Origin of the sequence: Pantoea sp. ICBG 828 (assembly GCF_002928355.1) — a bacterium.
Taxonomy (GTDB): Bacteria; Pseudomonadota; Gammaproteobacteria; order Enterobacterales; family Enterobacteriaceae; genus Pantoea; species Pantoea dispersa.
This window is the reverse complement of record NZ_POWN01000007.1, coordinates 13,178-37,140: the sequence shown is the minus strand read 5'-3', so window position 1 is coordinate 37,140 and position 23,963 is coordinate 13,178. Positions and strand designations below refer to the sequence as shown.

Sequence of the window (23,963 nt, the reverse complement as noted above, 5' to 3'; positions counted from 1 at the left end):
AAGTTGATCACCTTCGCAAAACAGAAATTCACCCGCTGCACCAGGTGCTTTCCCGTCAATGTTACCCTTAACATGATACCGGTAACAGGATGTCGCATTCTGAAACATCTGGCACTGATAACCCCTTTGTCCCATTACAACAAACCGCTGCCGGTAATACGCCGAGCGCAAAAGTGGAGAAAAATTATGCCATTACTCTATGTGGCAATTGGCGTGGCGTTACTGCTGCTGCTGATGATTCGCTTCAAACTTAACGGCTTCATCGCGCTGATTCTGGTGGCACTGGCGGTGGGCATGATGCAGGGCATGCCGGTCAATAAAGTGATTGGATCGATCAAAACCGGCGTCGGCGGTACCCTGGGCAGCCTGGCGCTGATCATGGGCTTTGGCGCGATGCTGGGGAAACTGCTGGCCGACTGCGGCGGTGCGCAGCGTATCGCCACCACGCTGATCGAAAAATTCGGCCAGAAGCACATTCAGTGGGCGTTGGTACTCACCGGCTTCACCGTGGGCTTCGCGCTGTTTTATGAAGTCGGGTTCGTGCTGATGCTGCCGCTGGTGTTCAGCATTGCTGCGTCGGCGCGCGTGCCGCTGCTGTATGTCGGCGTGCCAATGGCGGCCGCCTTATCCGTCACCCACGGCTTTCTGCCGCCGCATCCGGGTCCGACCGCGATTGCCACGTTATTTAATGCCGACATGGGTAAAACCCTGCTGTACGGTACGCTGCTGGGTATTCCGACGGTGATTCTGGCCGGGCCGGTGTATGCGCGTTTCCTGAAAGGCATTGATAAGCCGATTCCGGAAGGGCTGTGGAACCCGAAAACTTTCAGCGAAGCGGAGATGCCGGGTTTTGGCGTTAGCGTGTGGACGGCGCTGGTGCCGGTGATCCTGATGGCGCTGCGTGCCGTGGCAGAAATGCTGCTGCCGAAAGGCCATGTGCTGCTGCCGTATGCGGAATTTTTTGGCGATCCGATCATGGCGACGCTGATTGCGGTGCTGATTGCCATCTTCACCTTTGGCCTTAACCGTGGCCGCAGCATGGATGAGGTGATGGGCACCATCACTGACTCGATCAAAATCATTGCCATGATGCTGTTGATCATCGGCGGCGGTGGCGCCTTTAAACAGGTGCTGGTGGACAGTGGCGTGGATAAATACATCGCCGGCATGATGCATGAAACCAACGTCTCGCCAATCTTTATGGCGTGGTCAATTGCGGCAGTGCTGCGTATTGCGCTGGGATCTGCCACCGTCGCGGCGATTACCGCCGGCGGCATTGTGGCACCGCTGATTGCCACCAGCGGCGCCAGCCCGGAGCTGATGGTCATTGCCGTCGGTTCCGGCAGTGTCATCTTCTCGCACGTCAACGATCCGGGTTTCTGGCTGTTCAAGGAGTACTTCAACCTGACCATCGGTGAAACTATTCGCTCGTGGTCGGCGCTGGAAACCATCATCTCGGTGTGCGGTCTGCTGGGCTGTTTGCTGCTGTCCGCTGCGCTGTAACCGGCTGAGGCACCGCGCCTCAGCCCCGGCGGCTTACTGCGCTAAGGCGCGGAAGGCCGCCAGTTCGTCCTCCGGCATGCCAGCCTGGCGTGCCGCTGCGCAAATCTGCTGCCAGCTGTTGCTGTCCAGCGGAATGCCCTCGCGTTCACGTGCTGCCCGATTGCGCGTTTCCCATTCGCCTGGCACCAGAATCTCCGCCTCACCACTTTGCGGTGAACGCCTGACCCACGCGAGAAATTCTTCGGCTTCCTGCTGCATCGCCGGTGCGTCAAACGCGTCTGGGTTCAGGATAATGGTGGTCATGCCGTTAAAGATGGCGTCAGTGCCGGTGAGCAGCGTGGCGTCATGCGTAGTGCGACCGCCGGACAGCGCGCCGCCAAGGATTTCGCACATCGTCGCCAGCGCATAGCCTTTGTACAGGCCGAAGGCGGTCAACGCGCCATACGGCGACTGATGCATCACACCCGGATCGGTGGTCGGCTGGCCCTGCGCATCAAGCAAATAGCCCGGCGCGACCGGCTGACCTTTGTTATACGCCACACGCGTTTTACCAAAGGCGATGCCGCTGGTAGCAAAGTCCAGCAGCAGCGGTTCGCCGTCGCGACGCGGAAACACCGCGCAGAACGGATTGGTGCCGAAGCGGCGATCGCTGCCGTTAAACGGCGCCACCATTGGATCGCCCATCACATTAACGAAGTGAAAGGAGACAAAGCCCGCTGCGGCACACTGCTCCGCCCAGTGACCGATACGGCCAATGTGGTGCGAATGATGCAGGCCGACCGCCGCGAGGCCAAACCTGTTCGCCCGCTCAATGCCGTGCTGCATGGCCTCGTACGCGGCCACCTGGCCAAAGCCTTTCTGGCCATTAAGGGTGAGGACTGCGCCAGCGTCTTTTTCGATGCTGACGTGCTGATTGAGCTGGAGAAAGCCCTGCGTCAGCGAGGCCATATAGCTCGGTATCATACCGACGCCGTGGGAGTCATGGCCCGCGAGGTTAGCAGCAACAAGATGGTCAGCCACCAGGCGCGCTTCTTCGGCACTGCTACCGGCATGCAGCCAGATAGCCTGAACAAACTGATGTAAGCGGGAAGGGGAAACTCGATGCAGTTCAGTCACGCGGTTAATCTCCTTATGGGGGGAGAGAGCATCCTGCGCTGAAATGGATAATAACCGCAAGTAAGGGCTGATAAAGGGCCACAACACGTGGCCCAACAAACTCAGTGCGGCTGTTCGAAGCCGGCTTTAACCATCTGTTCACGCAGTGCGCGTGCAATTTCACGGTTCCCACCCGTGATTGGATAAATAACGTTGTTGACGACATCGTCAAGATAATGCTCATCAAACTCTTGCAGGGTGAGCTGCGTACCGCCTTCGTCATTAATCGCAATGCTGCCACGAATGTGACTGCCATGATCCTTTGCCTTGAGGCTGTAACGACCCATGCTGGTATTAATCGTGCTCATATCATCTCCTTGTTACGTAGACATAGCGAACAATTGAGGCCTGCTACAGGCGCTGTAATTTTAGACAATCAGCGCGCTACGCGTGCGGCGGGATAGCAACGTAAGCGATAAGCTGCGACCGGGCTCGCAGAAAAAAAGAGCAGGCAACAGTCTCTGAGGCAAGTGACTGAGATCGCGCTCGCAGCGCCCAGCGAAGCCGGAATAATCATCTATACTGAATGCACGATGCGTTATTTTTCATCCTGAAGGAGCGAACTATGAAAATAATACTGTGGATCATTGCCATCATCTTTATTGTCGGGTTACTGACGATAACTGGCGTGTTTAAACTGATTTTCTGACGCGTTCAGGCACCCGGCGGGTGCCTGAAACATTATTCAACGTGACGGGCGGCAGAAGCCGGGTGCAGGGATGACAGCGGGATCACATCGCGCAGGCTGATCGGCTTGCCGCACGCGGCGCAACAGGCGCCGTGATGATCGGGATTGTCGACCTTTTCCTTGCCGGGTACTGTATAAAAAAATTTGGCGCAACCGCAGCGGCTGCAACGAATTGTCATCTCAGTTCCTCCTCTCTCCGTCCTGGAGTGATGAGATTTATCTCAATCATCGGGTGAGTTCAATTGATAAATTTTATTAATTTATTCATGAAATCAATTTGCATGGATAAGTTGCTGAATATTAAGTAATCACCCTAAGTAATCATCAACTGAGCAGTGCATTTTCTGCACCTTTTACCCTCTGCGTTTTGTTTATTTGCCGTTTCGACTCCGTTCGCGCAGTGAGGTAAAATTAACCAGCTGATTGCCAGCAGAGCCGGGTGCGACTGGCGCCATCGTGGCGCGCGCGCTGTACGCGCTCGTGGCATCAGCCATTAACCCACGGCAGCATGGTGCGGCGCGATGTGGCGCTACGCGGTGACTGCCGGATACAGGATGATTTAACAGGAAGCATTGTTGTGAACTGGCGTATTTCTGCAGCCTTTTGCGGCTGTATTTTGACTTCATCGGTCTCTTTTTCGACACCAGCGGCAACCACAGGCGAAGCGATTAAATCGGGCTGGAATACCTTCTCCGATAACGTGGCGCAAACCTGGACACAACCGCAAAATTACGATCTTTACGTCCCGGCTATCACCTGGCACAACCGCTTTACTTACGATGATGAACACATCAAAAAGTACAACGAGCGGCCGTGGGGCGCGGGCGGTGGCGTTTCGCGCTGGGATGAAAAGGGCAACTGGCACGGCCTGTATGCCATGGCGTTCAAAGACTCGTTTAACAAGTGGGAGCCCATCGCCGGCTACGGCTGGGAAGCGACCTGGCGACCGCTGAACGATCAGAATTTCCATCTGGGCGCCGGTTACACCGCAGGCGTGACGGCCAGGGATAACTGGCGATATATCCCGGTTCCGCTGGTATTGCCGCTGGCTTCGATAGGGTATGGCCCGGCAACCTTCCAAATGACTTATATTCCAGGTACTTATAACAACGGCAACGTTTATTTTGCCTGGTTAAGATTTCAGTTTTAATCTCTGAAGATGCGCAGAAAGTGTGAAGGGCATGGAAAAAATCAATATTTATCACTTTTTCATCAATTCGCGCTGGACAAATGTCACTGCAATTGCTGTACTAGATGCCGACACAGTTTAGTGTCCATTTTTCATGTAAAGGTAATATAGATGTCCAAGATCAAAGGTAACGTTAAGTGGTTTAATGAGTCCAAAGGATTCGGTTTCATTACTCCAGAAGATGGCAGCAAAGATGTATTCGTACACTTCTCTGCTATCCAGAGCAACGGCTTCAAAACTCTGGCTGAAGGTCAGCGTGTAGAGTTTGAAATCACCGACGGCGCTAAAGGCCCATCTGCTGCTAACGTTACCGCTCTGTAAGTTAACAGTCAGAATTTTAAAAACCCGCCTGATGGCGGGTTTTTTTTGTGCTTTTTTCAGCCCTGCCACCAGCTAATGGCCCAGGCGATAATCACCAGCGTACTGAGCGACAGCGCCAGCCATTCATTTAAACAGTGCGGTACCAGATTCTTCATGTGCCATGCCTCGCAACTTCATTTATGCCAGCATGGCAAAGCAAGATTAAGCCAGCCTTAAGCCAGCGTGACAGCGGCATGACAAGGCACATTCTGCGGCGTCGCTCACAGATAATTCCCGTAACATACTCATAACAAAGCTTACTTGCAGATTTTTCAGCGGCAACGCTATATAACAGCAGTCAGGGAACGGAGGAGGCAGGATGAACATACGTGAAGCACAGGCCAAAGACAGCTTTGCCCTGAGTGCACTGTTAACCGAGCTGGGTTATCGCGGCACGGAAAAATTTATCAGCGATCGGCTGGCGCAATTGTGCGCCCATCCCGACGAGACGCTGCTGGTGGCGGAACACGGTAACCAGGTGCTGGGATTTCTTTCGCTGCACTTTATTCCGCAGCTGGCATTAGCGGGCGATTTCGCGCGCATCAGCTATTTCTGTATCGCCGAGGGTGAGCGCAGTAAAGGCAGCGGCCAGCAGCTGCTGAACCACGCCGAGCAACTGGCGCGCGCCCGCGGCTGCGACCGCATGGAAGTGCATTGTCACGCCTCGCGACTGAAAGCCAACCAGTTTTATGCGCGTGAAGGCTACGTTGAGTCGCCACGCTATCACATCAAAGATCTGGGCTGATATTAAGCTCGCGTCCGCAGGCAATCACTAACGCATCGGCGATGCTGTCGAGCTGATCGGCCGGCAGCCGCGCAATGCTGACGCGAATGAACTGTCCGCTGTTGATGCTGCAGCGTTCGCCTGGCAGCACGGTGATGCCCCGGGCGGCGAGGGTGATCATGGCATACTGCTCTGACGCCACCGGCAACATCACGCTCAGGCCGTCGCGATCTTCCTGTACCAGCCCGCGCCGCGCCAGTGCGGCCAGCAACTGCTGACGGCGCGCGGCATACGTGGCTTTAGCCTGCTGTATGCGCTGCTGGGTGGGCGCATCGCTCAGCATCCAGGCCACCGCATCCTGCAAAATACGGCTGGTCCAGCTGACCCCGAAGTTACGCCACGACTGCAGCCGTTTCACCAGTTCTGTCGTGCCGGATACCACCGCCAGCCGCAGATCCGGGCCGTAGGCTTTGGAAAAGGAGTGCACGTGCAGCGTGCGCTGCGGATAGTGGCGGCCGAGACTCCAAACCGGCCAGCGCGACAAATCGCCGATGCCGTCATCCTCGACAATCAGGGTGGCACTCTGCGCCAGCACCTGCGCCAGCGCTTCACTGCGCTGCTGGCTGACGCTGTAGCCGGTTGCCGAGTGGGTGCGTGGCTGATAAATGAACATCGCTGGCGCTTTCTGTAAGTGTGTCGCCAGCACCTCAGGCAGCGGTCCCTGCTCATCACCGGGCAGCGGCAGGATCTCGGCACCGATGTTGTCGAGCATATCCAGCAGACGCGTCGCGGTCGGATCTTCAATCACCACCCGATCGCCGGGTGACAGCAGCGTCTGCACAATCAGGTTCATGGCATCGAAGCCGCCATCGGTCGCCAGCCACGCCTCCGCCGGACAGGGCCAGCGCGGCGCAATGGCCGCCTGCAGCTGTGGCGAAATCGCCTCACGCTGATAGCTATTCAGCTGTGGTGACGCCAGCCCGGCCAGCATCGCCGGGCGCAGATCCGGCAGTAGGGCCGGATCGGGTGCTGCCATCGCCAGCGCGGCCTTGACGTTTTCACCATAGTTGCCAATTTTCTCAAAGCGGACCGGTCGCGGCATCACACTGTTGCCGCACACCCAGATTCCGCTTCGCCCTTTACCCGCCAGCACTTTCTGCTTTTTCAGCTGCGCCCAGGCCGCGGATACCGTGGCCGGACTCACGCTCAGCCGTTCCGCCAAATCGCGCACTGCCGGCATCTGCATGCCCACGGCAATCTGTCCGTCGCGAATCAATGTTGACGCGGCGAGGGTAATGCCTTTTACCGAGGCGTCGTTAATCTGCTGGCTGAGCCACTCTGCATCCACTATTTGCGTCATAAGAAAAAGCTTTGTTCAGTAACAAAGAAATGATTGTTCAGATTAGTATTCGCGTTTTAGACTCAAATTCAAGCACAATTTGCAGAAAAAATGCACAGCGCCAGCGTGGCGGCTGAACAAACGGAGAAGCACAACGATGATCACTATCAGACTGGCGGTGCGCGACTGGGATTACTTCACGCCGCTGGCGCTGGGCGATATTCAGCCACAGGGCTTCAGGCTGGTCATTGACCGCGTAGGCACGCTGGTGGATAACCTGGCCAGCAGTGAACACTACGAAGGCGGTGAGGTGTCGTTCAGCCGCTATGCGCAGGCACGGGCGCGCGGCGACAGCTCACTGCTCGGCCTGCCGCACTTTCTGATGCGTGGCTTTCGCCAGCGCTGCATCATCACCACCACAACCAGCCCGCTCACCACGCCAGCTCAGCTGAAAGGCAAAAGAATCGGCGTTACCGGCTGGCAGGACTCCGGCAATACCTGGACGCGCACCGTGCTGCGCGAAGCGGGCGTCGATATCAACGACGCCTTCTGGTTTGCCGGACGCCTGACCGCTGATCATCCGATTGTTGACCGGCTGGCGGGATTTGGTCGCCCGGGCCGTATCGAACCGGCGCCGGACGAGCGTCCGCTGATTGAACTGTTGAAAGCCGGCGAGCTGGATGCGGTGTTCACGCCGTTTATGCCTGAGGGTTTTTTCCTGAAAGATTCCGGTCTGCGCCAGCTGCAGGCGGATTTCGTCAGTGCCGAGCGCGACTACTTCAACCGCGTCGGCTATGTGCCCGGTATTCATCTGCTGGCGCTGAAGCCGGCGCTGGCAGCGGCGCATCCGTGGCTGCCGCAGGCGCTGAGCGAGGTGATCGATCGCGCGTATCAGCTGTGGATGCGCAAACGCGAGAAGTACGCGGATACCACGCCGTGGCTGCTGGATGATTTGCGACGCACCGCGCAGGAATTGCCTGCCGACTGGAATCAAAACGGATTTACCGCTAACAAAAGGATGATTGCCGACTTCGCCCGTGAGCTGTTTCAGCAGGGCTTAACCACAACGTTGCTCTCGCCGGAGGAGATTTTCCCGGCGGCGGCCAGAGGGGAGTGAAGATGAAAGTAGCCATGGGGCAGTTCGCCGTTAGCCGCGAATGGCAGGAGAACACCGCCATTTGTCGCGGTCTGATGCAGGATGCGCTGGCGGCGGGCGCCGATCTGCTGGTGCTGCCGGAAGGCGTGCTGGCGCGCGATATCGCCGATCCCGATCTGGTGTTAAAAGCCGCACAGCCGCTGGATGGGCCGTTTGTCAGTCAGCTGCTGGAAACCAGCAAAGGTAACGCGCTGACCACCATGATGAGCGTGCACGTGCCGACGCAGGATAACAAAGCGCACAACGTGCTGATTGCCCTGCGTAATGGCGAAATCATCGCGCAGTACGTCAAGCTGCATCTGTACGATGCCTTCGCCATGCAGGAGTCGCAGCGGGTTAATCCGGGTGATGCCGTGCCGCCGCTGGTTGAGGTGGCCGGCATGAAAGTCGGGCTGATGACCTGCTACGACGTGCGTTTTCCCGAACTGGCGCGCCGGCTGGTGCTGGACGGTGCCGACGTGCTGGTGCTGCCTTCCGCCTGGGTAAAAGGACCGTTAAAGGAGATGCACTGGGAACTGCTGACCAGTGCGCGCGCGCTGGAAAACACCTGCTACATGGTGGCGGTAGGCGAGTGCGGGCCGCGCAACATTGGTAACAGTCTGGTGATCGATCCGCTTGGCGTGGTGATTGCTAAGGCACCGGAGTGCGCTGCACTGGTGTTTGCCGAACTGGATCCGGCCCGCATCGCCTACGCCCGCAGCGTGCTGCCGGTACTGGAAAATCGCCGCTTTGCCCGTCCGGAATTGCAATCACTTTGACCTGCCTGGGGGAAACTGACTGATGAAAATGCTTTTAACCGCCATCGCGCTGGCGACCGGCCTGACGGCGAGCGTCGCCCAGGCAGCGGACGCCATTCCGACGCAAAAAATGGATCAGGCGCTGCACGATCGACTGCCCGCGCAGATCAAGCAGGCTGGCAAAATGATCTCGGTAAACAACGGCTCCTTTCCGCCGTATGAGATCGTTAACGGGCCGCACTCAATGGATGGCGCCTCGGCCGATCTTACCGTGGCGCTCGGCCAGCTGTTGGGCGTGAAAATTGAACACGCGACGGTGAGCGGTCTGTCCGGCGTACTGGCCGGCATTAATTCCGGACGCTATCAGATGGCCATCGGGCCGATAGGTGATTATCCGGATCGCCAGCAAAAGGTGGACTTCATCGACTACGTGCAGGAGTTCGTGGTGTTTGGCGTGCAGAAGGGCAATCCGGCGCACATCAACGGTCTGGCAGATACCTGCGGCAAGCGCATCGCGGTAATGGCGGCCGGTTCGGCGGAGCAGGTGATCCGCAAACAGTCAGCCGCCTGTGAGGCTGCGCGCAAACCTGCAGTCGTGGTGCAGTCCTTCACCGATCAGCCTTCGTCGATACTGGCGGTGCGCTCGAAGCGTTCGGATGCCTTCTTCTCCTCGCAGGCGCCGCTGACCTATTTCATTGAGCAGGCGCAGGGGCAACTTGAACTGTCTGGTCAGGGGCAGAAAAACGGCTTTGGCGATATCTTTCAGGGCACGGTCGTTCCCAAAGGCTCGCCGCTGGGTGAGGTGGTGCTGGATGCCTACAAAGAACTGTTTGCCAACGGCACCTACGCGGCCATCATGAAAAAGTGGCAGCTGGACGGCAACATGCTGCCGCAGCCGGGACGTAACCTGGCGCAGGAGACGGCAAAATGAGTGCCGTCGGCCCCAACGCGCGCCCCACGGATCAGGGGGACGTGCCGCAGCGCGACGTCGCTTTTGCCCGTAGCGCGCCCGCGTATGGACGCTGGGTTAGCTGGATCGTGGTCCTGACGCTGGCAGCGAATGGTCTGTGGCTGGTGGCGACCAATCCCAATTTTGAGTGGCACGTGGTGCTGCAGTGGTTTACCGAAGGCTCGGTGCTGAAAGGGCTGCAGGTGACGCTCGGTCTCACGGTGGTGTCGATGGTGCTGGGCACCCTGCTGGGGCTGCTGCTGGCGGTCTGGCGGCTGTCAGAGAATAAACTGCTGAGCGGCGTGTCGGCGCTCTACATCTGGTTCTTTCGCGGTACGCCGCTGCTGGTGCAGCTGATATTCTGGTACAACCTGTCGACACTGTTTCCCACGCTTTCGATCACCGTGCCGTGGACGGACATCACCTTTGCCAGCTGGAATACTAACGATCTGATCACGCCGCTGACCGCCGCCATCGCCGGTCTGGCGCTCAACGAGGCCGCCTATATGGCGGAGATAATCCGTGCCGGCCTGCTGTCGGTCGATCACGGTCAGGTTGAAACCACTCAGGCGTTTGGCATGAGCCGCAGCCGCGCGCTGCGGCGTATCATCATTCCACAGGCGATGCGTGCCATTATTCCCCCGACCGGCAACCAGCTGATTAGCATGATCAAAGCCACGTCGCTGGTGAGCGTCATCGCGATGGGCGATCTGCTCTATTCGGTGCAGGCCGTTTACAACCGTACTTTTGAAATCATTCCGATGCTGATGGTGGCGGTGATCTGGTATCTGCTGATTACCTCGATCCTCAACGTCGGCCAGTCAGCCATTGAGCGCTACTACGCGCGCGGCAGCAAACGTACCGTGGTGGTGAACAAACGACGCGCCAGCAGTGACACGGCGCTGGCTGCGGCCCCGCGTTTAAAGGAGGACGTATGAGCGAGATTCAGCCGCTGGTGCGCGCGCGTAATGTGCAAAAGAGCTTCGGTGATAACGCGGTGCTGAAAGGCATCGATCTTGATGTGTTTCCGGGCGAAGTGGTGGTGATTCTCGGGCCTTCAGGCTCCGGCAAGTCGACTTTTCTGCGCTGCATTAATCATCTGGAAGAGATGAATGCCGGCTCGATTATGGTGGGCGACGAGCAGATTGGTTATGCGCTAAAGCGCGGCCTGCTGCATCGCCTGTCGGCGCGGAAAATTGCCCATCAGCGGCAGAAAATCGGCATGGTGTTTCAGCAGTTCAATCTCTATCCCCATATGACGGTACTGCAAAACATCATGGAAGCGCCGATTGGCGTGCATAAGTTCCCACGCGATGAGGTGCTGCAACATGCGCGTGAGCTGCTGGCAACGGTCGGATTGAGCGATAAAGCCGACGCCTGGCCGCGGCATCTGTCGGGGGGACAACAGCAGCGCGTGGCGATTGCCCGTGCGCTGGCGATCAAACCGCTGCTGATGCTGTTTGATGAACCGACGTCGGCACTGGATCCGGAACTGGTGGGGGAAGTGCTGGCTACAATGCGAACGTTAGCCAATCGCGGCCTGACCATGATTGTGGTGACGCATGAGATTGGCTTTGCGCGTGAAGCCGCCGATCGCGTGGTGTTCATGGATGGTGGCGTGGTGGTGGAACAGGGACCGCCAGAGCAGGTGATCGGCAATCCGCAGCATCCACGTACCCAGGCGTTTCTCAGCCGCTTTATCTGACCCTGAGATCTCACTCTGTTACAGATTGCAGTTGAGCGTGGTGAATAACTGCGCGTTAATAGTGCTGTCCGTTTTTCGCGAAGGTTGAAAGGTAAAATATGGAAGGTATCAGTATTGCCAAACTGCTGATCATCGGTGCGCTTATCGTACTGCTTTTTGGCACCAACAAGTTACGTTCACTGGGTGGCGATCTGGGTTCCGCAATCAAGGGCTTTAAAAAAGCCATGAAAGATGATGAATCCACCGCAACCAAAAGCAGTGCCGAAGAAACGCCTGCTGAACGCGTCGGCCATAAAGAGTAATCTCTGCGCTGAACGTCAATAAGTGTAAATATTTATTACGTTAAAAAACCAGACTGCTACAGTCTGGTTTTCGTTTTTTTAGTGCCAGACAATGTGATGTTCCAGCGGTTCATCCCAGCCTGGCAGGTTGCCGCCGTGATCGCCGCTGGCGGTCAGTGTGCTGTCAGCATTGTTCCACTCATCCAGCCATGCTTCGCTGAAGGTCAGCGGCAGAATAGCGGGCGCAATATCATCCTGCTGCATCGCCAGTTCCATCAGTGCACAATCAATCGCGCTGAGATCGCTGTCATCAATCGGCGTGATAATGGCGGCAGGCTGCGGCAGTACGGTAATCAACTTATTGTAACGGCTGCTGACATGCCCCTGTTCATCGACGAACTCTGCACTGAAAACATGCTGTGCTGCGCTTAAATCGTCGGGCTGAGCGAACTGCCAGTGACCCTGTGCGTCGCCCGTTACCACCTCGATTAGCACATTATCGATATAAATATGCACCTGAGCGCCGGCCGCCAGCGTGCCGCTAAACATTTTCGGCTCACCGCTGTCGTCGTAATCCACCGCATAGTCGTGTTGCTGTATGTCGCGCAGCACAGCCACCTCAGGCAGGCTCAGCGGCTGCCGGGCTGGGGGCGTGGTCACAGGCGACGGGTGGGGCGTCTGATGTTCAGCGGCATACCATGCCGCAGGCAGCGCGCTGACCAGCGACAGCGCCGGGCTGAGCGCCGGAACCTCAGGCAGGCTGTGCCAGACGCTCTCGCCGGCGGCCTGCTGCGCTGACTCCAGCGGCGGCAGCGCTGGCAGCAACGGCGTTTCATCCGGCGTTACGCTGCGCAGTTCGGTGAACGGCAGTGCGGGCGCGGGCGCGGACGCAGGCTGCGCGCTTTGCGGCAGGTGCAGATGAATTTCGTCGTAGCGGTGGTCGATGCTGATGGCGGTTGCAAGAAACGCCAGTTCGCACGACGCATGGGGCGTCACGAACGGATTGGTGATATCCATGGGCGTGGTGCGCGCTTTTAGCGCATCCAGGCTTTCGCCCGACGCGCCGCTTCGCGGTCTACCAGAGGATGGACCTGACACATCCGCCGCCCGCATAAAATCGAGCTCATCGATATGAAAGGATGATTGCATAATCTGACCTTTATGAAAAAAACACTGAGAAAATAAAAAATAATAAACAGGCTCTTATGGCCTCAGCGGTTAAAGCGACAGATTTGCGACAGGAATTAAGCTGTTTAAGCAGAATTTTTGCGATTGCGCCGCAGCAGGGCGCAATCGCGGCAGGAGATTACTTCACTTCCAGGCCTTTCGCCTGCATATCAGCGTGATAAGAGGAGCGAACGAAGGGACCGCAGGCAGCGTGGGTAAAGCCCATCGCCAGCGCTTCCTCTTTCATCTCATCAAACTCCGCCGGGCTGACGTAACGCTGTACCGGCAGGTGGTGACGGCTTGGCTGCAGGTACTGGCCGAGGGTCAGCATGGTGACACCGTGGCGACGCAGATCGCGCATCACCTCGATGATTTCCGCATTGGTTTCCCCGAGACCGACCATCAGACCAGATTTGGTTGGCACGTCCGGATGCGCCTCTTTAAAACGCTCCAGCAGCTTCAGCGACCACTCATAGTTAGCGCCCGGACGCACCTGGCGATAGACGCGCGGTACGTTTTCCAGGTTGTGGTTGAACACATCCGGCGGCGTAGCCGTGAGGATCTCCAGCGCGCGATCCATACGGCCGCGGAAGTCTGGTACCAGCGTTTCGATTTTGATGGTCGGGCTTTTTTCACGGATGGCGCTGATGCAGTCAGCAAAGTGCTGTGCACCGCCGTCACGCAGATCGTCGCGGTCCACCGAGGTGATCACCACATAGCGCAGCGCCATATCGGCGATGGTTTGTGCCAGCTTCAGCGGCTCGTTGGCGTCCGGCGCGTTTGGCCGACCGTGTGCCACATCGCAGAACGGACAGCGGCGGGTACAGATGGCACCGAGGATCATAAAGGTGGCGGTGCCGTGGTTAAAGCATTCGGCGAGGTTAGGGCAGGAAGCCTCTTCACACACCGAGTGCAGGCCGTTTTTACGCATCGCCGCTTTGATGCCCTGAATGCGGCTGGAATCCGCAGGCAGCTTGATCTTCATCCACTCCGGCTTACGCAGGATTTCCTGGCGTTCGGTGACCACGGTTTTTACCGGAATCAGCGCCATTTTGTCGGCATCGCGATACTTGACGCCACGTTCCATCTGAATTGGTTTACTCATAAATCTGCAGGTTCCGGTCGGGATTGCGATTTGAAAGCTTCCTCACTCAAACTGAGAACCAGGCTTTCAACTTTATTTGAAAAAATTGCAAAAATTATATCATCTCGCCGGGGCAGAAGCAGCCGATAAGCCATGGCGAAAGTTACAATTTTGTAAATGCGCACGTACGGTCAAGGTCAGCACGCGACCTCATCATGCCATTCCGTATCGCTAAAGCCGGTCAGGCGCGCGAAATGCTGCACCAGGCGCGGCTGCACGTCCGCCGGCGTGACGCCGGGCTGGAAAGCGCTGATCTGCGTCATCTGCATACCGGCATAGCCGCAGGGATTGATGCGCAGGAAGGGCGCCAGATCCATCGCGACATTGAGCGCCAGACCGTGAAACGAGCAGCCTTTACGGATGCGCAGGCCGAGCGAACAGATTTTCGCATCGCCAACGTATACGCCGGGCGCATCCGCACGCGCACGCGCACTGATGTCGTAATCAGCCAGCGTAGCGATGACCGTCTCTTCCAGTGCGGTGACCAGATCGCGCACGCCCAGCTTGCGGCGTTTAACGTCAATCAGTACATACATCACCTGCTGGCCCGGGCCGTGATAGGTTACCTGGCCGCCGCGATCGCTCTGTACCACCGGAATATCGCCCGGCACCAGCACATGTTCGGCTTTGCCCGCCTGGCCCTGAGTAAACACCGCGGGGTGTTCCACCAGCCAGATTTCATCGGCGGTGGCGCTGTCGCGCCGATCGGTAAAGTGATGCATGGCATCGGAGACGGGCTGCCAGTCGCGCTGGCCAAGCTGACGAACAAGAAGCGTATTAGCAGACAAAGCAGAAGTCCGGTAGCGAGTGGAGGGCAGAGTATAACGCTGGCAAAGCGGCCTTTACCAGCGTCAGCATTACAGCACCATGCGCACGATTTCGATGTTGCCCAGCTCTTCGTACAGGGTTTCCACCTGTTCGATGTGGGTGGCGTTAATGGTGATCGAGACCGAGTGATAATTGCCTTTGCTGCTGGGCTTCACGTCAGGGCTGTAGTCGCCGGGCGCATGACGCTGCACCACTTCAACCACTTGATCAACCAGCTCCGGTTGCGCCAGGCCCATCACTTTGTAGGTAAAAGGCGTCGGGAATTCGAGCAGTTCATTCAGTTTGGTTTTCATATTAACTCCGGTGCATAAAAAACAGGCTCCCGCCGAAGCGGGAGCAATATAGTAGCTTATCTGGGGACGGATTGGCGATTTTTCAAGCGCGCCTTAGCCGAACCAGTGATGGAACATCAGTTTGATATAATCGATGATGCGGCTGAAGAAACCGCCTTCCTGCACTTCGTTCAGCACCACCAGCGGACGCTGTTCGATGGTTTTACCATCCAGCTGGAAGTTGATGCTGCCCACGACCTGGTTTTTCTGTAGCGGCGCGTGCAGTTCGGTGTTGTTCAGCACGTAACTGGCCTTGAGGTCTTTCATGCGGCCGCGCGGGATGGTTAGATAGGCATCTTTTTCCACGCCGAGCTGCACGCGATCGCTGTTGCCAAACCATACCGGCTCAGAGGCAAACTCTTTGCCCGCCTTCAGCGGTGCCACGGTTTCGAAGAAGCGGAAGCCCCAGGTCAGCAGCTTTTTACTCTCGGTTTCACGGCCTTTGAAGGTGTGACCGCCCATCACCGCCGAGATCAGACGCATCTGGCCTTCGGTCGCTGACGCCACCAGGTTATAACCGGCGGCTTCGGTGTGGCCGGTTTTGATGCCGTCGACGTTCAGGCTGGTATCCCACAGCAGGCCGTTACGGTTCATCTGGCGGATGTTATTAAAGGTGAACTCTTTCTCTCTGTAGACCGCGTACTCATCCGGCACATCGCGAATCAGCGCCTGACCAATCAGCGCCATGTCACGCGCCGTACTGTACTGACCGTCAGCATCAAGACCGTGCACGGTCTGGAAATGGGTATTTTTCAGGCCCAGCGCGCCCACGTAGTTGTTCATCAGGTTAACGAACGCGTCCTGGCTGCCGGCGACGTAATCGGCCATCGCCACGCAGGCGTCGTTACCGGACTGCAGCACGATACCGCGCGTCAGCTGAGAGACCGGTACGCGATCGCCCGGCTTGAGGAACATCAGCGAGGAGCCTTTGAACACCGGATTGCCGGTTGCCCAGGCATCTTTACCGACGGTAACAATGTCATCCTGATGGATTTTGCCCGCTTTGACCGCCTGGCCGATGACGTAGCTGGTCATCATTTTGGTCAGACTGGCCGGGTCGCGGCGCGCGTCCGCGTTCTTTTCCGCCAGCACTTTGCCGGAGTTATAGTCGATCAGCACGTAAGCTTCGGCATCGATGTCCGGCACGCCCGGAATCATGGTTTTCAGATTAACATCATCTGCAAAGGCAACGTGGCTGAGGGAGAGAGCGACCAGTGATCCCACTGTCAGGCGTTTCAGAAAACGAGAAGGTTTCAGCGTATTCATGTTCAGGACTACAGCATCCGTGGGGTTAAGAGTGAAAAAAGTGCCTTACTATAGCAAAGCTGCCATCGTGCGACATCTGGCTTTATGCCTCAGTGTCAGCAGGCAAGGGCACGGCCCGTCACATTGACGGGCGGGCCGTGGTAATAAAGGAGCTGATCTGCGCTTCAGTGCTCAGACGCTGCTGCAGCGCCGCGGCCTGAGCCCGGCTGCTGAAACCGCCAAGCTGCACGCGGTAGACATTGCCATTGGCTTCCACCGCGCCGGGTACACCAAAGCGCTGGCCAAGGCTGTCCGCCATCTGCCGGGCGCGTGCGGCGTCATTAAGGGCGCCAACCTGTACCACAAAACCGCTGCCGGCATGGGCGCTGGCGTTGTGGCTGGCCGGAGCCGGACTCGCTGCCGCAGCCGCAGCCGGTGCGGCAGGGCTGGCGGCAACCGGTGTGTCCGGCGCGCTGCCTTCCAGTACGCCGCTGGCTAACGGCTGCGGTGCGCCGAGAAAGCCGCTGCTCTGCACCGGTGCGCCGATGTTGCCGTTGCTCTGCAGTGAACTGTTATCCACCGCGCGGACGTCCTGTGCGGCAGGGGCGGGCGCGCTGCTGGCGCCGGTCATCACCATGCCGCCGCTCAGGTCAGGCCGCGCCGGCAGCGCATAGCTCTGTTTGGCCACGGTGGTGCCGATGGTGCCCGGACCGGATACTGAACCGTCCGGCGCTACCTTGATGTAATCCACCCGTACGCGGGTGTTATTGGAAATATTCAGGCGATCGCCCGCGGCGCGCGACAGGTCGATAATCCGGCCCGGCGTGTAAGGGCCGCGATCGTTGACGCGCACCACAATCTGCCGGCCATTGGCCAGGTTGGTGACGCGCACGTAACTTGGCAGTGGCAGGGTAGGGTGTGCGGCGCTTAACGCGTCCGGATCGTAGGTTTCACCCAGCGCGGTGCGGTTGCCCTGTGCTTCTTCACCGTACCAGGTTGCCAGACCGACTTCGCTGTAGTTGGACGGATCTTTAATCACCCGGTAGGTTTTGCCGTTGACGCTGTAGTCCTGGCTGGTAGAAGGATTGATCGGCTCATAGCGCGGCTCCACGCCGGGAATCTCCACCACCGGGCCATTGTAGGCCGGCTGCGGCGGGGCCGTGTTCGTCTGCTGTTCCGGTGTGGAACAGGCAGCCAGTACCAGTGATGCCAGAGCAACCCCAAGCCAGTCCTTACGCATGTGCAGCCTCTTAAACGCTTTTAGATAACATTTTTCGATGAGTGTGGATCGACATCACGATGCCAAATCCGGCCATTAACACAATCAGCGCCGATCCGCCGTAGCTCACCAGCGGCAGCGGCACGCCAACCACCGGTAAGATACCACTAACCATGCCAATGTTAACGAAAACATACACAAACAGAATCAGCATCAGGCCGCCGGACATTACGCGACCAAAGGTGGTTTGCGCGCGTGCGGCAATCACCAGCCCGCGCATGATCAGCAGCAGATAAAGTACCAGCAGCAGCAGGACGCCCACCAGGCCGAGCTCTTCCGCCAGCACCGCGAAGATAAAGTCGGTGTGACGTTCGGGCAGAAACTCCAGCTGTGACTGGGTACCATGCAGCCAGCCTTTGCCGCGCAGGCCGCCGGAGCCGATAGCAATCTTGGACTGAATAATGTGGTAGCCGGCACCGAGCGGATCGCTTTCTGGATCGAGCAGCATCATCACGCGGTCGCGCTGATAATCGTGCATCAGGAAGAACCACAGAATCGGGATGAACGCCGCCACCAGCAGCACGGCCACGCCAATCAGCTTCCAGCTCATGCCCGAGAGGAACAGCACAAACAGGCCGGAGGCGGCGATCAGAATGGATGTACCGAGGTCCGGCTGCGCCGCCACCAGCAGCGTCGGCATGAAAATCAGCACCAGCGCGATGCCGGTGTTTTTCAGCGTCGGCGGGCAGACATCGCGGTTGATGAAGCGTGCCACCATCAGCGGCACGGCGATTTTAGCGATTTCCGACGGCTGAAAGCGCACAAAACCGAGATCCAGCCAGCGCTGCGCCCCTTTACTGATGTGGCCGAAGGCATCGACCGCCACCAGCAAAATTACGCAGACAATGTAGAGGTAGGGCGCCCAGCTTTCATACACGCGCGGCGGCACCTGCGCCATCACCAGCATGATGATGGTGCCCATGGCAATCTGCCCGAGCTTGCGCTCCATCATGCCCGGATCCTGGCCGCTGGCGCTCCAGATAACAATGGCGCTGTAGGCCAGCAGGCTAATGATGATCAGCATAAACAGCGGGTCGATATGGATACGCGTCCAGATCGTTCTTTTCTGGGGACTATCGTTCATCGACATCGTTATTCACCTTCGTAACCGGGCGGCATGGGTGCGGCTTCTGGCAGCACGGTATTGTTGTCGCCCAGCATTATGTGGTCGAGAATCTGGCGCATCACGGTGCCCACCGCCGGGCCGGCACCGCCGTTTTCCAGAATCATGGTGACGGCGACGCGCGGCTTGTCGTACGGCGCGAAGGCGGTCATCAGCTTATGGTCACGCAGCCGTTCGGCAATTTTGTGCGCGTTATACGTCTCATTCTCTTTCAGGCCAAACACCTGTGCGGTACCGGATTTCGCCGCAATCTTGTACGGTGCATCGGCAAAGCTTTTGTGCGCGGTGCCGTTGGCGCGGTTGGCTACGCCATACATACCGTCTTTGGCGATCTCCCAGTAGCCGGAGTGAATGTCGCCAATCGGCGCATCCGGCGGCTGGCGATACGGCACCATGCTGTTGCCTTCACGGGTGGCGCGCAGCAGGTGCGGCACTTTAATCACGCCGTCGTTAATCAGGATCATCAGCGCTTTGTTCATCTGCACCGGCGTCGCCGTCCAGTAGCCCTGGCCGATACCGACCGGAATGGTATCGCCCTGATACCACGGCTTTTTAAAGCGTTTCATCTTCCATTCGCGCGTCGGCATGTTACCGGGGCTCTCCTGCGGCAGGTCGATACCGGTACGGTGGCCGTAGCCGAATTTGGTCATCCACTCCGACAGGCGGTCGATGCCCATGTCATAGGCCACCTGATAGAAGAAGGTATCCGCCGACTCTTCCAGCGATTTGGTGACGTTGAGGCGACCGTGGCCCCACTTTTTCCAGTCGCGGTAGCGTTTTTCCGAGCCCGGCAGCTGCCACCAGCCCGGATCGAACAGGCTGGTATTGCGGTTAATCACGCCGGCGCTGAGCGCTGAGACCGCTACATAAGGTTTAACCGTGGAGGCTGGCGGATACGATGCCTGCAGCGCACGGTTATACAGCGGGCGGTTCTCATCGCCGAGCAGCGCCTTATAATCTTTACTCGAAATACCATCGACAAACAGATTCGGATCGTAACTGGGTGTGGAGACCAGTGCGAGAATCTCACCGGTGCGCGGATCGCTCACCACCACGGCGGCGCGGCTGCCGGTCAGCAGGGTTTCGATGTACTGCTGTAGCTTGAGATCGATGGTCAGCCAGATATCGCGTCCGGCCTGCGGTGACTGCTCATGCAGCTGACGGATCACGCGGCCGCGGTTGTTAACTTCTACCTCTTCGTAGCCGGTTTTGCCGTGCAGCACATCTTCGTAATAGTTTTCGATGCCGAGCTTACCGATGTCGTGGGTGGCTGCGTAATTCGGCCATTTGCCTTCTTCATCCAGGCGCTTGACGTCACGATCGTTGATTTTCGAGACGTAACCCACCACGTGCGTCAGCGTCTGGCCGTAGGGATAGTAGCGGCGCTGGTAGCCTTTCACTTCCACGCCCGGGAAACGGTACTGGTTCACTGCGAAGCGCGCGACCTGCACTTCATTCAGGCCGGTTTTGACCGGAATCGAGGTAAAGCGGCGCGAGCGCTTGCGCTCTTTTTCAAACGCATCGATGTCATCGTCGGTCAAATCCAGCACCGGCCGCAGATCCTGCAGCGTCTGCTTCAGGTCATCGACTTTTTCCGGCACCAGCTCGGCCTGGTAAATGGTGCGATTGAGCGCCAGCGGCACACCGTTGCGGTCATAGATGATGCCGCGGCTGGGGGCGACCGGCACCAGTTTGATGCGGTTTTCGTTTGAACGGGTGCTGTAGTCGTCGAAGCGCAGGATCTGCAGATGATACAGATTGACCACCAGCACGCTGGAGAGCAGCAGGATGCCGACAAAGGCCACCAGGGCGCGGCGGACAAACAGTTTCTGTTCGGCAGTGTAATCGCGAAAAGCGTTGCTCTGTAATTTCATCCGCTGCGTTTATTGTCTGGAGGTTGTCAGGCGTTTATTCACGGTGATAAGGGTGATTGGTGGTGATACTCCAGGCACGATACAGGCTTTCCGCCACCAGCACACGCACCAGCGGGTGCGGCAGCGTTAACGCGGACAGTGACCAGCTCTGCTCGGCTGCCGCTTTACACGCCGGCGCCAGACCTTCCGGCCCACCAATCAGCAGGCTGACATCACGCCCGTCCAGCTTCCAGCGCTCTAACTGCTGCGCCAGCTGCGGCGTTTCCCACGGCTGTCCGGGAATATCCAGCGTCACAATGCGGTTGCCTTTGCCCACCGCCGCCAGCATCGCTTCACCCTCTTTTTCCAGAATGCGTTTGATGTCGGCGTTTTTGCCGCGTTTACCGGCCGGCACTTCAGTCAGCTCAAACGGCATATCTTTGGGAAAGCGACGCAGGTACTCCATGAAACCGGTCTGAACCCAGTCGGGCATTTTGGTGCCGACGGCGACAAGCTGCAGTTTCAACGTTTAGCTCCAGAGCTTTTCCAGCTCATACAGCTGGCGGCTCTCTTCCTGCATCACGTGCACGATCACTTCACCGAGATCGACCACAACCCAGTCAGCAGCCGCTTTGCCGTCGACGCCGAGCGGTTTCAGGCCAGCCGCGCGCGATTCCTGCATCACATGGTCAGCGATGGAGGAGACGTGACGGTTGGAGGTCCCGGTACAGATAATCATGCAATCGGTGATACTGGATTTGCCCTGCACATCAATCGCAACGATGTCCTGGCCTTTGAGATCATCAATCTTATCAATAACGAACTCTTGGAGTGCTTTGCCTTGCAAAAGGTTCCCCTTAAAAACAGGTGATTATGGGCAGGCTGAATGCCCCGGAAAACGCAGCCAAAAATGAAGCGGCGCAGTATAGCACGCGGCGATCAATCGCGATATAAGCCCGCGCGATCGATGTAGTCGATCACCGCCGCTGGCAGCAGATCGGCGCAGTCCTGGCCATGATGGCGGCGCTGGCGAATCTCTGTGGCAGAAATGTCGAACAGCGGCGTATCGGCCAGCCAGATGTGGCCTGCCGGTGCGCGATGCAGCTGCTGCACTTCATGCGCGCGGTGCGCATCCAGCCACTGCTGCATCTCTGGCGTAGCCATCTGTGCGGCGTAGCCTGGACGCTGACAAACCAGCAGGTGACACAGCGACAGCAGTTCCTGCCAGCGATGCCATTTTCCTAACGTTAGCAGAGAATCCTGACCGATGATAAACCCCAGGGGCTGTTGTGCACCGCGCTCGGCGCGCAGGGTTTCCAGCGTGTCCACCGTCCATGATGGCGTGGTGCGCGTCAGCTCGCGCGTGTCGATATCAAACAGCGGACGATCGGCAATGGCGCAGCGCAGCATCGCCACGCGCTGTTGTGCGCTGGCTTCCGGCTGCGGCCGGTGCGGCGGCACGTTGTTCGGCAGCAGCGTCACTTTTTGCAGGCCAACCTGCTGCGCCAGCGCGGTGACCGGACGCAGATGGCCGTAGTGAATTGGATCGAAGGTGCCGCCAAACAGCGCGTAAAGGTCAGACATCGGTTAAACCCAGCGGAAAATCACGATGGCACAGCAGCAATGACAGCGTCTCCAGCTGCGGCCAAAGATTCTGACCGTAGTCCTGCTTCATGGTCAGTTCGAGTTGAGCCAGCAAATGCACCGCTTGCTGCAGCCGTTGCGCATCCAGTCGCTGCAGTGCTTCAGTGAACAGGGCACGGCGGTTCTGCCAGATACGCTGTTGATCCATCAGCGTACGCAGCGACTGCTTTGCCTGCTGGCGTTGCAGCTGCAGTAGCGTCAGCAGATCGCGCTGCAGCGTGCGCAGCAGAATCACCACTTCGCTGTCCTCTTTTTGCAGCTGACGCAAAATGTGCAGCGCGCGTTTGCTCTTGCCGGCCAGCAGCGCATCAACCCAGTGAAACGGCGTGAAATGCGCGGCATCGTTCACCGCTTCTTCCACGCGGGGCAGCGTCAGTTTGCCGTCCGGCCACAGCAGCGACAGCCGCTCCAGCGCCTGGGCCAGCGCCAGCAGATTACCTTCATAACAGTAGCAGAGCAGCTGAATTGCCGCGTCATCAATACTCAGCTGCAGGGCTTTCGCGCGGGCGGCCACCCAGCGCGGCAGCTGCGCCTGTTCCGGCGTCTGGCACGGCACCAGCACCGCACTGGCGCTGAGCGCTTTAAACCAGGCGCTGTTTTCCTGCGCTTTGGTCAGCTTCGCCATACGCAGCACCAGCATAATGTCGCTGTGCAGCAGCGCCGCCAGTTTCACCAGCTGTTCGGCGATGGCGGCGTTGGGGCCGTTTTCCGGCAGCTGCAGCGTCAGCGTCTGGCGCTGTGTGAACAGGCTCAGCGACTGACAGCTGGCGAAAATCGCCTCCCAGTCAGTCTGCGCATCAACGCTGACGGAAAAATGCTCGTCGAAGCCCTGCTGAGCGGCGGCAGCGCGGATGGCATCTGCGCTCTCCTGAATCAGCAGTGGTTCATTACCGGTGAGAAAATAACAGGCGCGCAGCCCCTCTCGAAGCTGCGCGCGCAGTTGTTCAGGATAGATCCTGATCATTGCAGACTGGTGGCTGACGAGGAGGGCACTTCCGGTGAGTCCGCACCTGGCGCAATCACTTCAGGTTGCGGCAGCGTCTCTTTGTTGCTCTCCTGCGCGGCGTGTACCGTCAGCAGCTTACGCACCAGCTGCTCGGCAGCACGCTGACGCATCTCCTGCACAATCATATCCTGCTCGGCATCCTTCGCCAGCGCGGCGTTCGGGTTGTCGAAGAACGAACGGTATACCGTGGTGCTGATCGGATAAATGCCTTTACCCGGCAGCAACACCTGCGCGCTGACGGTCATTACCAGCGAGTATTCGGCGGTGGTGCCGCTGATGAATACCGACGCAGTATCGCGTCCCTGACTCTCCGCGCCGAGACGCAGCGTCGGGTATTGCGCACTGGCCGCTTTGCTGTCTTCAACGATTTTGACATCGTTGATGCGCAGCTGCTGACGCACGGTGCGCGCCAGCGGGCCATACGGATCGCCGCTCTGGACGATCAGCGTTTTCATTTCCGGTGGCACCTGCGTGGTGCCGCGCGGATGAAAACCACAGCCGGCAGTGACCAGCACTGCCAGCAGGACAAACAGCCTGATAACGAGTTGTCGCACAG

The 23,963-nt window shown here is 58.2% G+C and carries 26 protein-coding genes; 10 read left to right on the top strand and 16 right to left on the bottom strand.

The features are described from left to right. The first annotated feature begins 186 nt into the window (after window positions 1–186). Window positions 187–1,503: a gluconate transporter gene (gene gntT / locus C1Y43_RS17155; RefSeq protein ID WP_021508602.1), complete on the top strand. Its 1,317-nt coding sequence runs from the start codon at window positions 187–189 to the stop codon at window positions 1,501–1,503. Window positions 1,504–1,536: 33 nt separating this feature from the next. On the opposite strand, the gene C1Y43_RS17150 is transcribed toward gntT, so the two are convergent. Together C1Y43_RS17150 and C1Y43_RS17145 are read right to left on the bottom strand one after the other, a co-directional pair. Then, a complete protein-coding gene (locus C1Y43_RS17150; protein WP_104189058.1) occupies window positions 1,537–2,619 on the bottom strand; it encodes a malate/lactate/ureidoglycolate dehydrogenase in 1,083 nt (360 codons plus the stop codon). Between the two features lie 101 nt (window positions 2,620–2,720). Next, window positions 2,721–2,966, bottom strand: a complete 246-nt coding sequence (locus tag C1Y43_RS17145; RefSeq protein ID WP_021508600.1) for a hypothetical protein — start codon at window positions 2,964–2,966, stop codon at window positions 2,721–2,723. Between the two features lie 957 nt (window positions 2,967–3,923). Between C1Y43_RS17145 and pagP the strand changes: the two genes are divergently transcribed. The 3 genes from pagP to C1Y43_RS17125 all read left to right on the top strand — a co-directional run bounded on the left by pagP (window position 3,924) and on the right by C1Y43_RS17125 (window position 5,640). Continuing rightward, on the top strand, window positions 3,924–4,496 hold the full coding sequence (gene pagP / locus C1Y43_RS17135) for a lipid IV(A) palmitoyltransferase PagP (RefSeq protein ID WP_021508599.1): 573 nt from the start codon (window positions 3,924–3,926) through the stop codon (window positions 4,494–4,496). A gap of 150 nt (window positions 4,497–4,646) precedes the next feature. Next, window positions 4,647–4,856 carry a transcription antiterminator/RNA stability regulator CspE gene (gene cspE / locus C1Y43_RS17130; RefSeq protein ID WP_010615627.1) on the top strand — a complete coding sequence of 70 codons (210 nt, stop codon included), beginning with the start codon at window positions 4,647–4,649 and terminating at the stop codon, window positions 4,854–4,856. A gap of 358 nt (window positions 4,857–5,214) precedes the next feature. Continuing rightward, entirely contained in the window at window positions 5,215–5,640 is a 426-nt protein-coding gene (locus tag C1Y43_RS17125) for a GNAT family N-acetyltransferase (RefSeq protein WP_021508597.1), read from the top strand. Here C1Y43_RS17125 and C1Y43_RS17120 read toward each other — a convergent pair. Then, the gene (locus C1Y43_RS17120; protein WP_104189054.1) at window positions 5,624–6,979 is read right to left on the bottom strand and encodes an aminotransferase class I/II-fold pyridoxal phosphate-dependent enzyme; all 1,356 of its coding nucleotides are present in this window, start codon (window positions 6,977–6,979) and stop codon (window positions 5,624–5,626) included. The genes C1Y43_RS17125 and C1Y43_RS17120 overlap by 17 nt on opposite strands. A gap of 136 nt (window positions 6,980–7,115) precedes the next feature. Between C1Y43_RS17120 and C1Y43_RS17115 the strand changes: the two genes are divergently transcribed. The 6 genes from C1Y43_RS17115 (at window position 7,116) to tatE (ending at window position 11,807) form a co-directional block, all read left to right on the top strand. Beyond that, window positions 7,116–8,075 (top strand): nitrate ABC transporter substrate-binding protein, encoded by a 960-nt coding sequence (locus C1Y43_RS17115; RefSeq protein WP_088516279.1) that lies wholly within the window; start codon window positions 7,116–7,118, stop codon window positions 8,073–8,075. 2 nt (window positions 8,076–8,077) lie between these two features. Beyond that, entirely contained in the window at window positions 8,078–8,872 is a 795-nt protein-coding gene (locus C1Y43_RS17110; RefSeq protein WP_059010522.1) for a deaminated glutathione amidase, read from the top strand. A 22-nt stretch (window positions 8,873–8,894) separates the two neighbouring features. Beyond that, window positions 8,895–9,782 (top strand): ABC transporter substrate-binding protein, encoded by an 888-nt coding sequence (locus C1Y43_RS17105; protein WP_104189053.1) that lies wholly within the window; start codon window positions 8,895–8,897, stop codon window positions 9,780–9,782. Further along, window positions 9,779–10,738, top strand: a complete 960-nt coding sequence (locus tag C1Y43_RS17100; RefSeq protein ID WP_058757905.1) for an amino acid ABC transporter permease — start codon at window positions 9,779–9,781, stop codon at window positions 10,736–10,738. Before C1Y43_RS17105 ends, C1Y43_RS17100 begins: the two co-directional genes overlap by 4 nt. Further along, window positions 10,735–11,505, top strand: a complete 771-nt coding sequence (locus C1Y43_RS17095; RefSeq protein WP_058757904.1) for an amino acid ABC transporter ATP-binding protein — start codon at window positions 10,735–10,737, stop codon at window positions 11,503–11,505. Before C1Y43_RS17100 ends, C1Y43_RS17095 begins: the two co-directional genes overlap by 4 nt. A gap of 98 nt (window positions 11,506–11,603) precedes the next feature. Further along, window positions 11,604–11,807 (top strand): twin-arginine translocase subunit TatE, encoded by a 204-nt coding sequence (gene tatE / locus C1Y43_RS17090; RefSeq protein WP_010618871.1) that lies wholly within the window; start codon window positions 11,604–11,606, stop codon window positions 11,805–11,807. A gap of 78 nt (window positions 11,808–11,885) precedes the next feature. Here the strand turns inward: tatE and C1Y43_RS17085 are convergent, their stop codons facing one another. From C1Y43_RS17085 to lptE, 13 genes are all read right to left on the bottom strand, one after another. Beyond that, window positions 11,886–12,935, bottom strand: coding sequence for a hypothetical protein (locus C1Y43_RS17085; RefSeq protein ID WP_146068667.1), 1,050 nt, complete (start codon window positions 12,933–12,935; stop codon window positions 11,886–11,888). Between the two features lie 157 nt (window positions 12,936–13,092). Next, the gene (gene lipA / locus C1Y43_RS17080) at window positions 13,093–14,058 is read right to left on the bottom strand and encodes a lipoyl synthase (RefSeq protein ID WP_058757902.1); all 966 of its coding nucleotides are present in this window, start codon (window positions 14,056–14,058) and stop codon (window positions 13,093–13,095) included. A gap of 176 nt (window positions 14,059–14,234) precedes the next feature. Continuing rightward, window positions 14,235–14,885, bottom strand: coding sequence for a lipoyl(octanoyl) transferase LipB (gene lipB / locus C1Y43_RS17075; protein ID WP_104189049.1), 651 nt, complete (start codon window positions 14,883–14,885; stop codon window positions 14,235–14,237). Window positions 14,886–14,954: 69 nt separating this feature from the next. Further along, window positions 14,955–15,218: a DUF493 family protein YbeD gene (gene ybeD / locus C1Y43_RS17070; RefSeq protein ID WP_010618866.1), complete on the bottom strand. Its 264-nt coding sequence runs from the start codon at window positions 15,216–15,218 to the stop codon at window positions 14,955–14,957. Between the two features lie 93 nt (window positions 15,219–15,311). Then, a complete protein-coding gene (gene dacA / locus C1Y43_RS17065) occupies window positions 15,312–16,523 on the bottom strand; it encodes a D-alanyl-D-alanine carboxypeptidase DacA (RefSeq protein ID WP_021508587.1) in 1,212 nt (403 codons plus the stop codon). Between the two features lie 118 nt (window positions 16,524–16,641). Continuing rightward, complete coding sequence (rlpA, locus tag C1Y43_RS17060; protein WP_104189047.1) at window positions 16,642–17,742, bottom strand: endolytic peptidoglycan transglycosylase RlpA; 1,101 nt, start codon at window positions 17,740–17,742, stop codon at window positions 16,642–16,644. Between the two features lie 10 nt (window positions 17,743–17,752). Continuing rightward, a complete protein-coding gene (gene mrdB / locus C1Y43_RS17055; RefSeq protein ID WP_031279886.1) occupies window positions 17,753–18,865 on the bottom strand; it encodes a peptidoglycan glycosyltransferase MrdB in 1,113 nt (370 codons plus the stop codon). A gap of 8 nt (window positions 18,866–18,873) precedes the next feature. Further along, complete coding sequence (gene mrdA / locus C1Y43_RS17050) at window positions 18,874–20,778, bottom strand: peptidoglycan DD-transpeptidase MrdA (protein WP_021508584.1); 1,905 nt, start codon at window positions 20,776–20,778, stop codon at window positions 18,874–18,876. Window positions 20,779–20,812: 34 nt separating this feature from the next. Then, window positions 20,813–21,283, bottom strand: coding sequence for a 23S rRNA (pseudouridine(1915)-N(3))-methyltransferase RlmH (rlmH, locus tag C1Y43_RS17045; protein WP_058757899.1), 471 nt, complete (start codon window positions 21,281–21,283; stop codon window positions 20,813–20,815). A gap of 3 nt (window positions 21,284–21,286) precedes the next feature. Beyond that, window positions 21,287–21,604 carry a ribosome silencing factor gene (gene rsfS / locus C1Y43_RS17040; RefSeq protein WP_021508582.1) on the bottom strand — a complete coding sequence of 106 codons (318 nt, stop codon included), beginning with the start codon at window positions 21,602–21,604 and terminating at the stop codon, window positions 21,287–21,289. A gap of 92 nt (window positions 21,605–21,696) precedes the next feature. Beyond that, entirely contained in the window at window positions 21,697–22,341 is a 645-nt protein-coding gene (nadD, locus tag C1Y43_RS17035) for a nicotinate-nucleotide adenylyltransferase (RefSeq protein ID WP_058769435.1), read from the bottom strand. Further along, window positions 22,334–23,365 carry a DNA polymerase III subunit delta gene (gene holA, locus C1Y43_RS17030; protein ID WP_058775278.1) on the bottom strand — a complete coding sequence of 344 codons (1,032 nt, stop codon included), beginning with the start codon at window positions 23,363–23,365 and terminating at the stop codon, window positions 22,334–22,336. The genes nadD and holA overlap by 8 nt, the downstream gene beginning before the upstream one ends. Then, the gene (lptE, locus tag C1Y43_RS17025; RefSeq protein WP_021508579.1) at window positions 23,362–23,961 is read right to left on the bottom strand and encodes an LPS assembly lipoprotein LptE; all 600 of its coding nucleotides are present in this window, start codon (window positions 23,959–23,961) and stop codon (window positions 23,362–23,364) included. The genes holA and lptE overlap by 4 nt, the downstream gene beginning before the upstream one ends. Window positions 23,962–23,963 lie beyond the last annotated feature (2 nt).

What these genes read in the sequence shown, in the direction of transcription:
- holA (WP_058775278.1), bottom strand. Translation starts at nt 23,365, where the DNA reads ATGATCAGGATCTATCCTGAACAACTGCGCGCGCAGCTTCGAGAGGGG.
- ybeD (WP_010618866.1), bottom strand. Translation starts at nt 15,218, where the DNA reads ATGAAAACCAAACTGAATGAACTGCTCGAATTCCCGACGCCTTTTACC.
- nadD (WP_058769435.1), bottom strand. Translation starts at nt 22,341, where the DNA reads ATGTCTGACCTTTACGCGCTGTTTGGCGGCACCTTCGATCCAATTCAC.
- dacA (WP_021508587.1), bottom strand. Translation starts at nt 16,523, where the DNA reads ATGAATACGCTGAAACCTTCTCGTTTTCTGAAACGCCTGACAGTGGGA.
- tatE (WP_010618871.1), top strand. Translation starts at nt 11,604, where the DNA reads ATGGAAGGTATCAGTATTGCCAAACTGCTGATCATCGGTGCGCTTATC.
- gntT (WP_021508602.1), top strand. Translation starts at nt 187, where the DNA reads ATGCCATTACTCTATGTGGCAATTGGCGTGGCGTTACTGCTGCTGCTG.
- mrdA (WP_021508584.1), bottom strand. Translation starts at nt 20,778, where the DNA reads ATGAAATTACAGAGCAACGCTTTTCGCGATTACACTGCCGAACAGAAA.
- cspE (WP_010615627.1), top strand. Translation starts at nt 4,647, where the DNA reads ATGTCCAAGATCAAAGGTAACGTTAAGTGGTTTAATGAGTCCAAAGGA.
- C1Y43_RS17110 (WP_059010522.1), top strand. Translation starts at nt 8,078, where the DNA reads ATGAAAGTAGCCATGGGGCAGTTCGCCGTTAGCCGCGAATGGCAGGAG.
- lipA (WP_058757902.1), bottom strand. Translation starts at nt 14,058, where the DNA reads ATGAGTAAACCAATTCAGATGGAACGTGGCGTCAAGTATCGCGATGCC.
- C1Y43_RS17100 (WP_058757905.1), top strand. Translation starts at nt 9,779, where the DNA reads ATGAGTGCCGTCGGCCCCAACGCGCGCCCCACGGATCAGGGGGACGTG.
- C1Y43_RS17120 (WP_104189054.1), bottom strand. Translation starts at nt 6,979, where the DNA reads ATGACGCAAATAGTGGATGCAGAGTGGCTCAGCCAGCAGATTAACGAC.
- C1Y43_RS17085 (WP_146068667.1), bottom strand. Translation starts at nt 12,935, where the DNA reads ATGCAATCATCCTTTCATATCGATGAGCTCGATTTTATGCGGGCGGCG.
- C1Y43_RS17095 (WP_058757904.1), top strand. Translation starts at nt 10,735, where the DNA reads ATGAGCGAGATTCAGCCGCTGGTGCGCGCGCGTAATGTGCAAAAGAGC.
- mrdB (WP_031279886.1), bottom strand. Translation starts at nt 18,865, where the DNA reads ATGAACGATAGTCCCCAGAAAAGAACGATCTGGACGCGTATCCATATC.
- C1Y43_RS17115 (WP_088516279.1), top strand. Translation starts at nt 7,116, where the DNA reads ATGATCACTATCAGACTGGCGGTGCGCGACTGGGATTACTTCACGCCG.
- C1Y43_RS17105 (WP_104189053.1), top strand. Translation starts at nt 8,895, where the DNA reads ATGAAAATGCTTTTAACCGCCATCGCGCTGGCGACCGGCCTGACGGCG.
- C1Y43_RS17145 (WP_021508600.1), bottom strand. Translation starts at nt 2,966, where the DNA reads ATGAGCACGATTAATACCAGCATGGGTCGTTACAGCCTCAAGGCAAAG.
- C1Y43_RS17125 (WP_021508597.1), top strand. Translation starts at nt 5,215, where the DNA reads ATGAACATACGTGAAGCACAGGCCAAAGACAGCTTTGCCCTGAGTGCA.
- rlpA (WP_104189047.1), bottom strand. Translation starts at nt 17,742, where the DNA reads ATGCGTAAGGACTGGCTTGGGGTTGCTCTGGCATCACTGGTACTGGCT.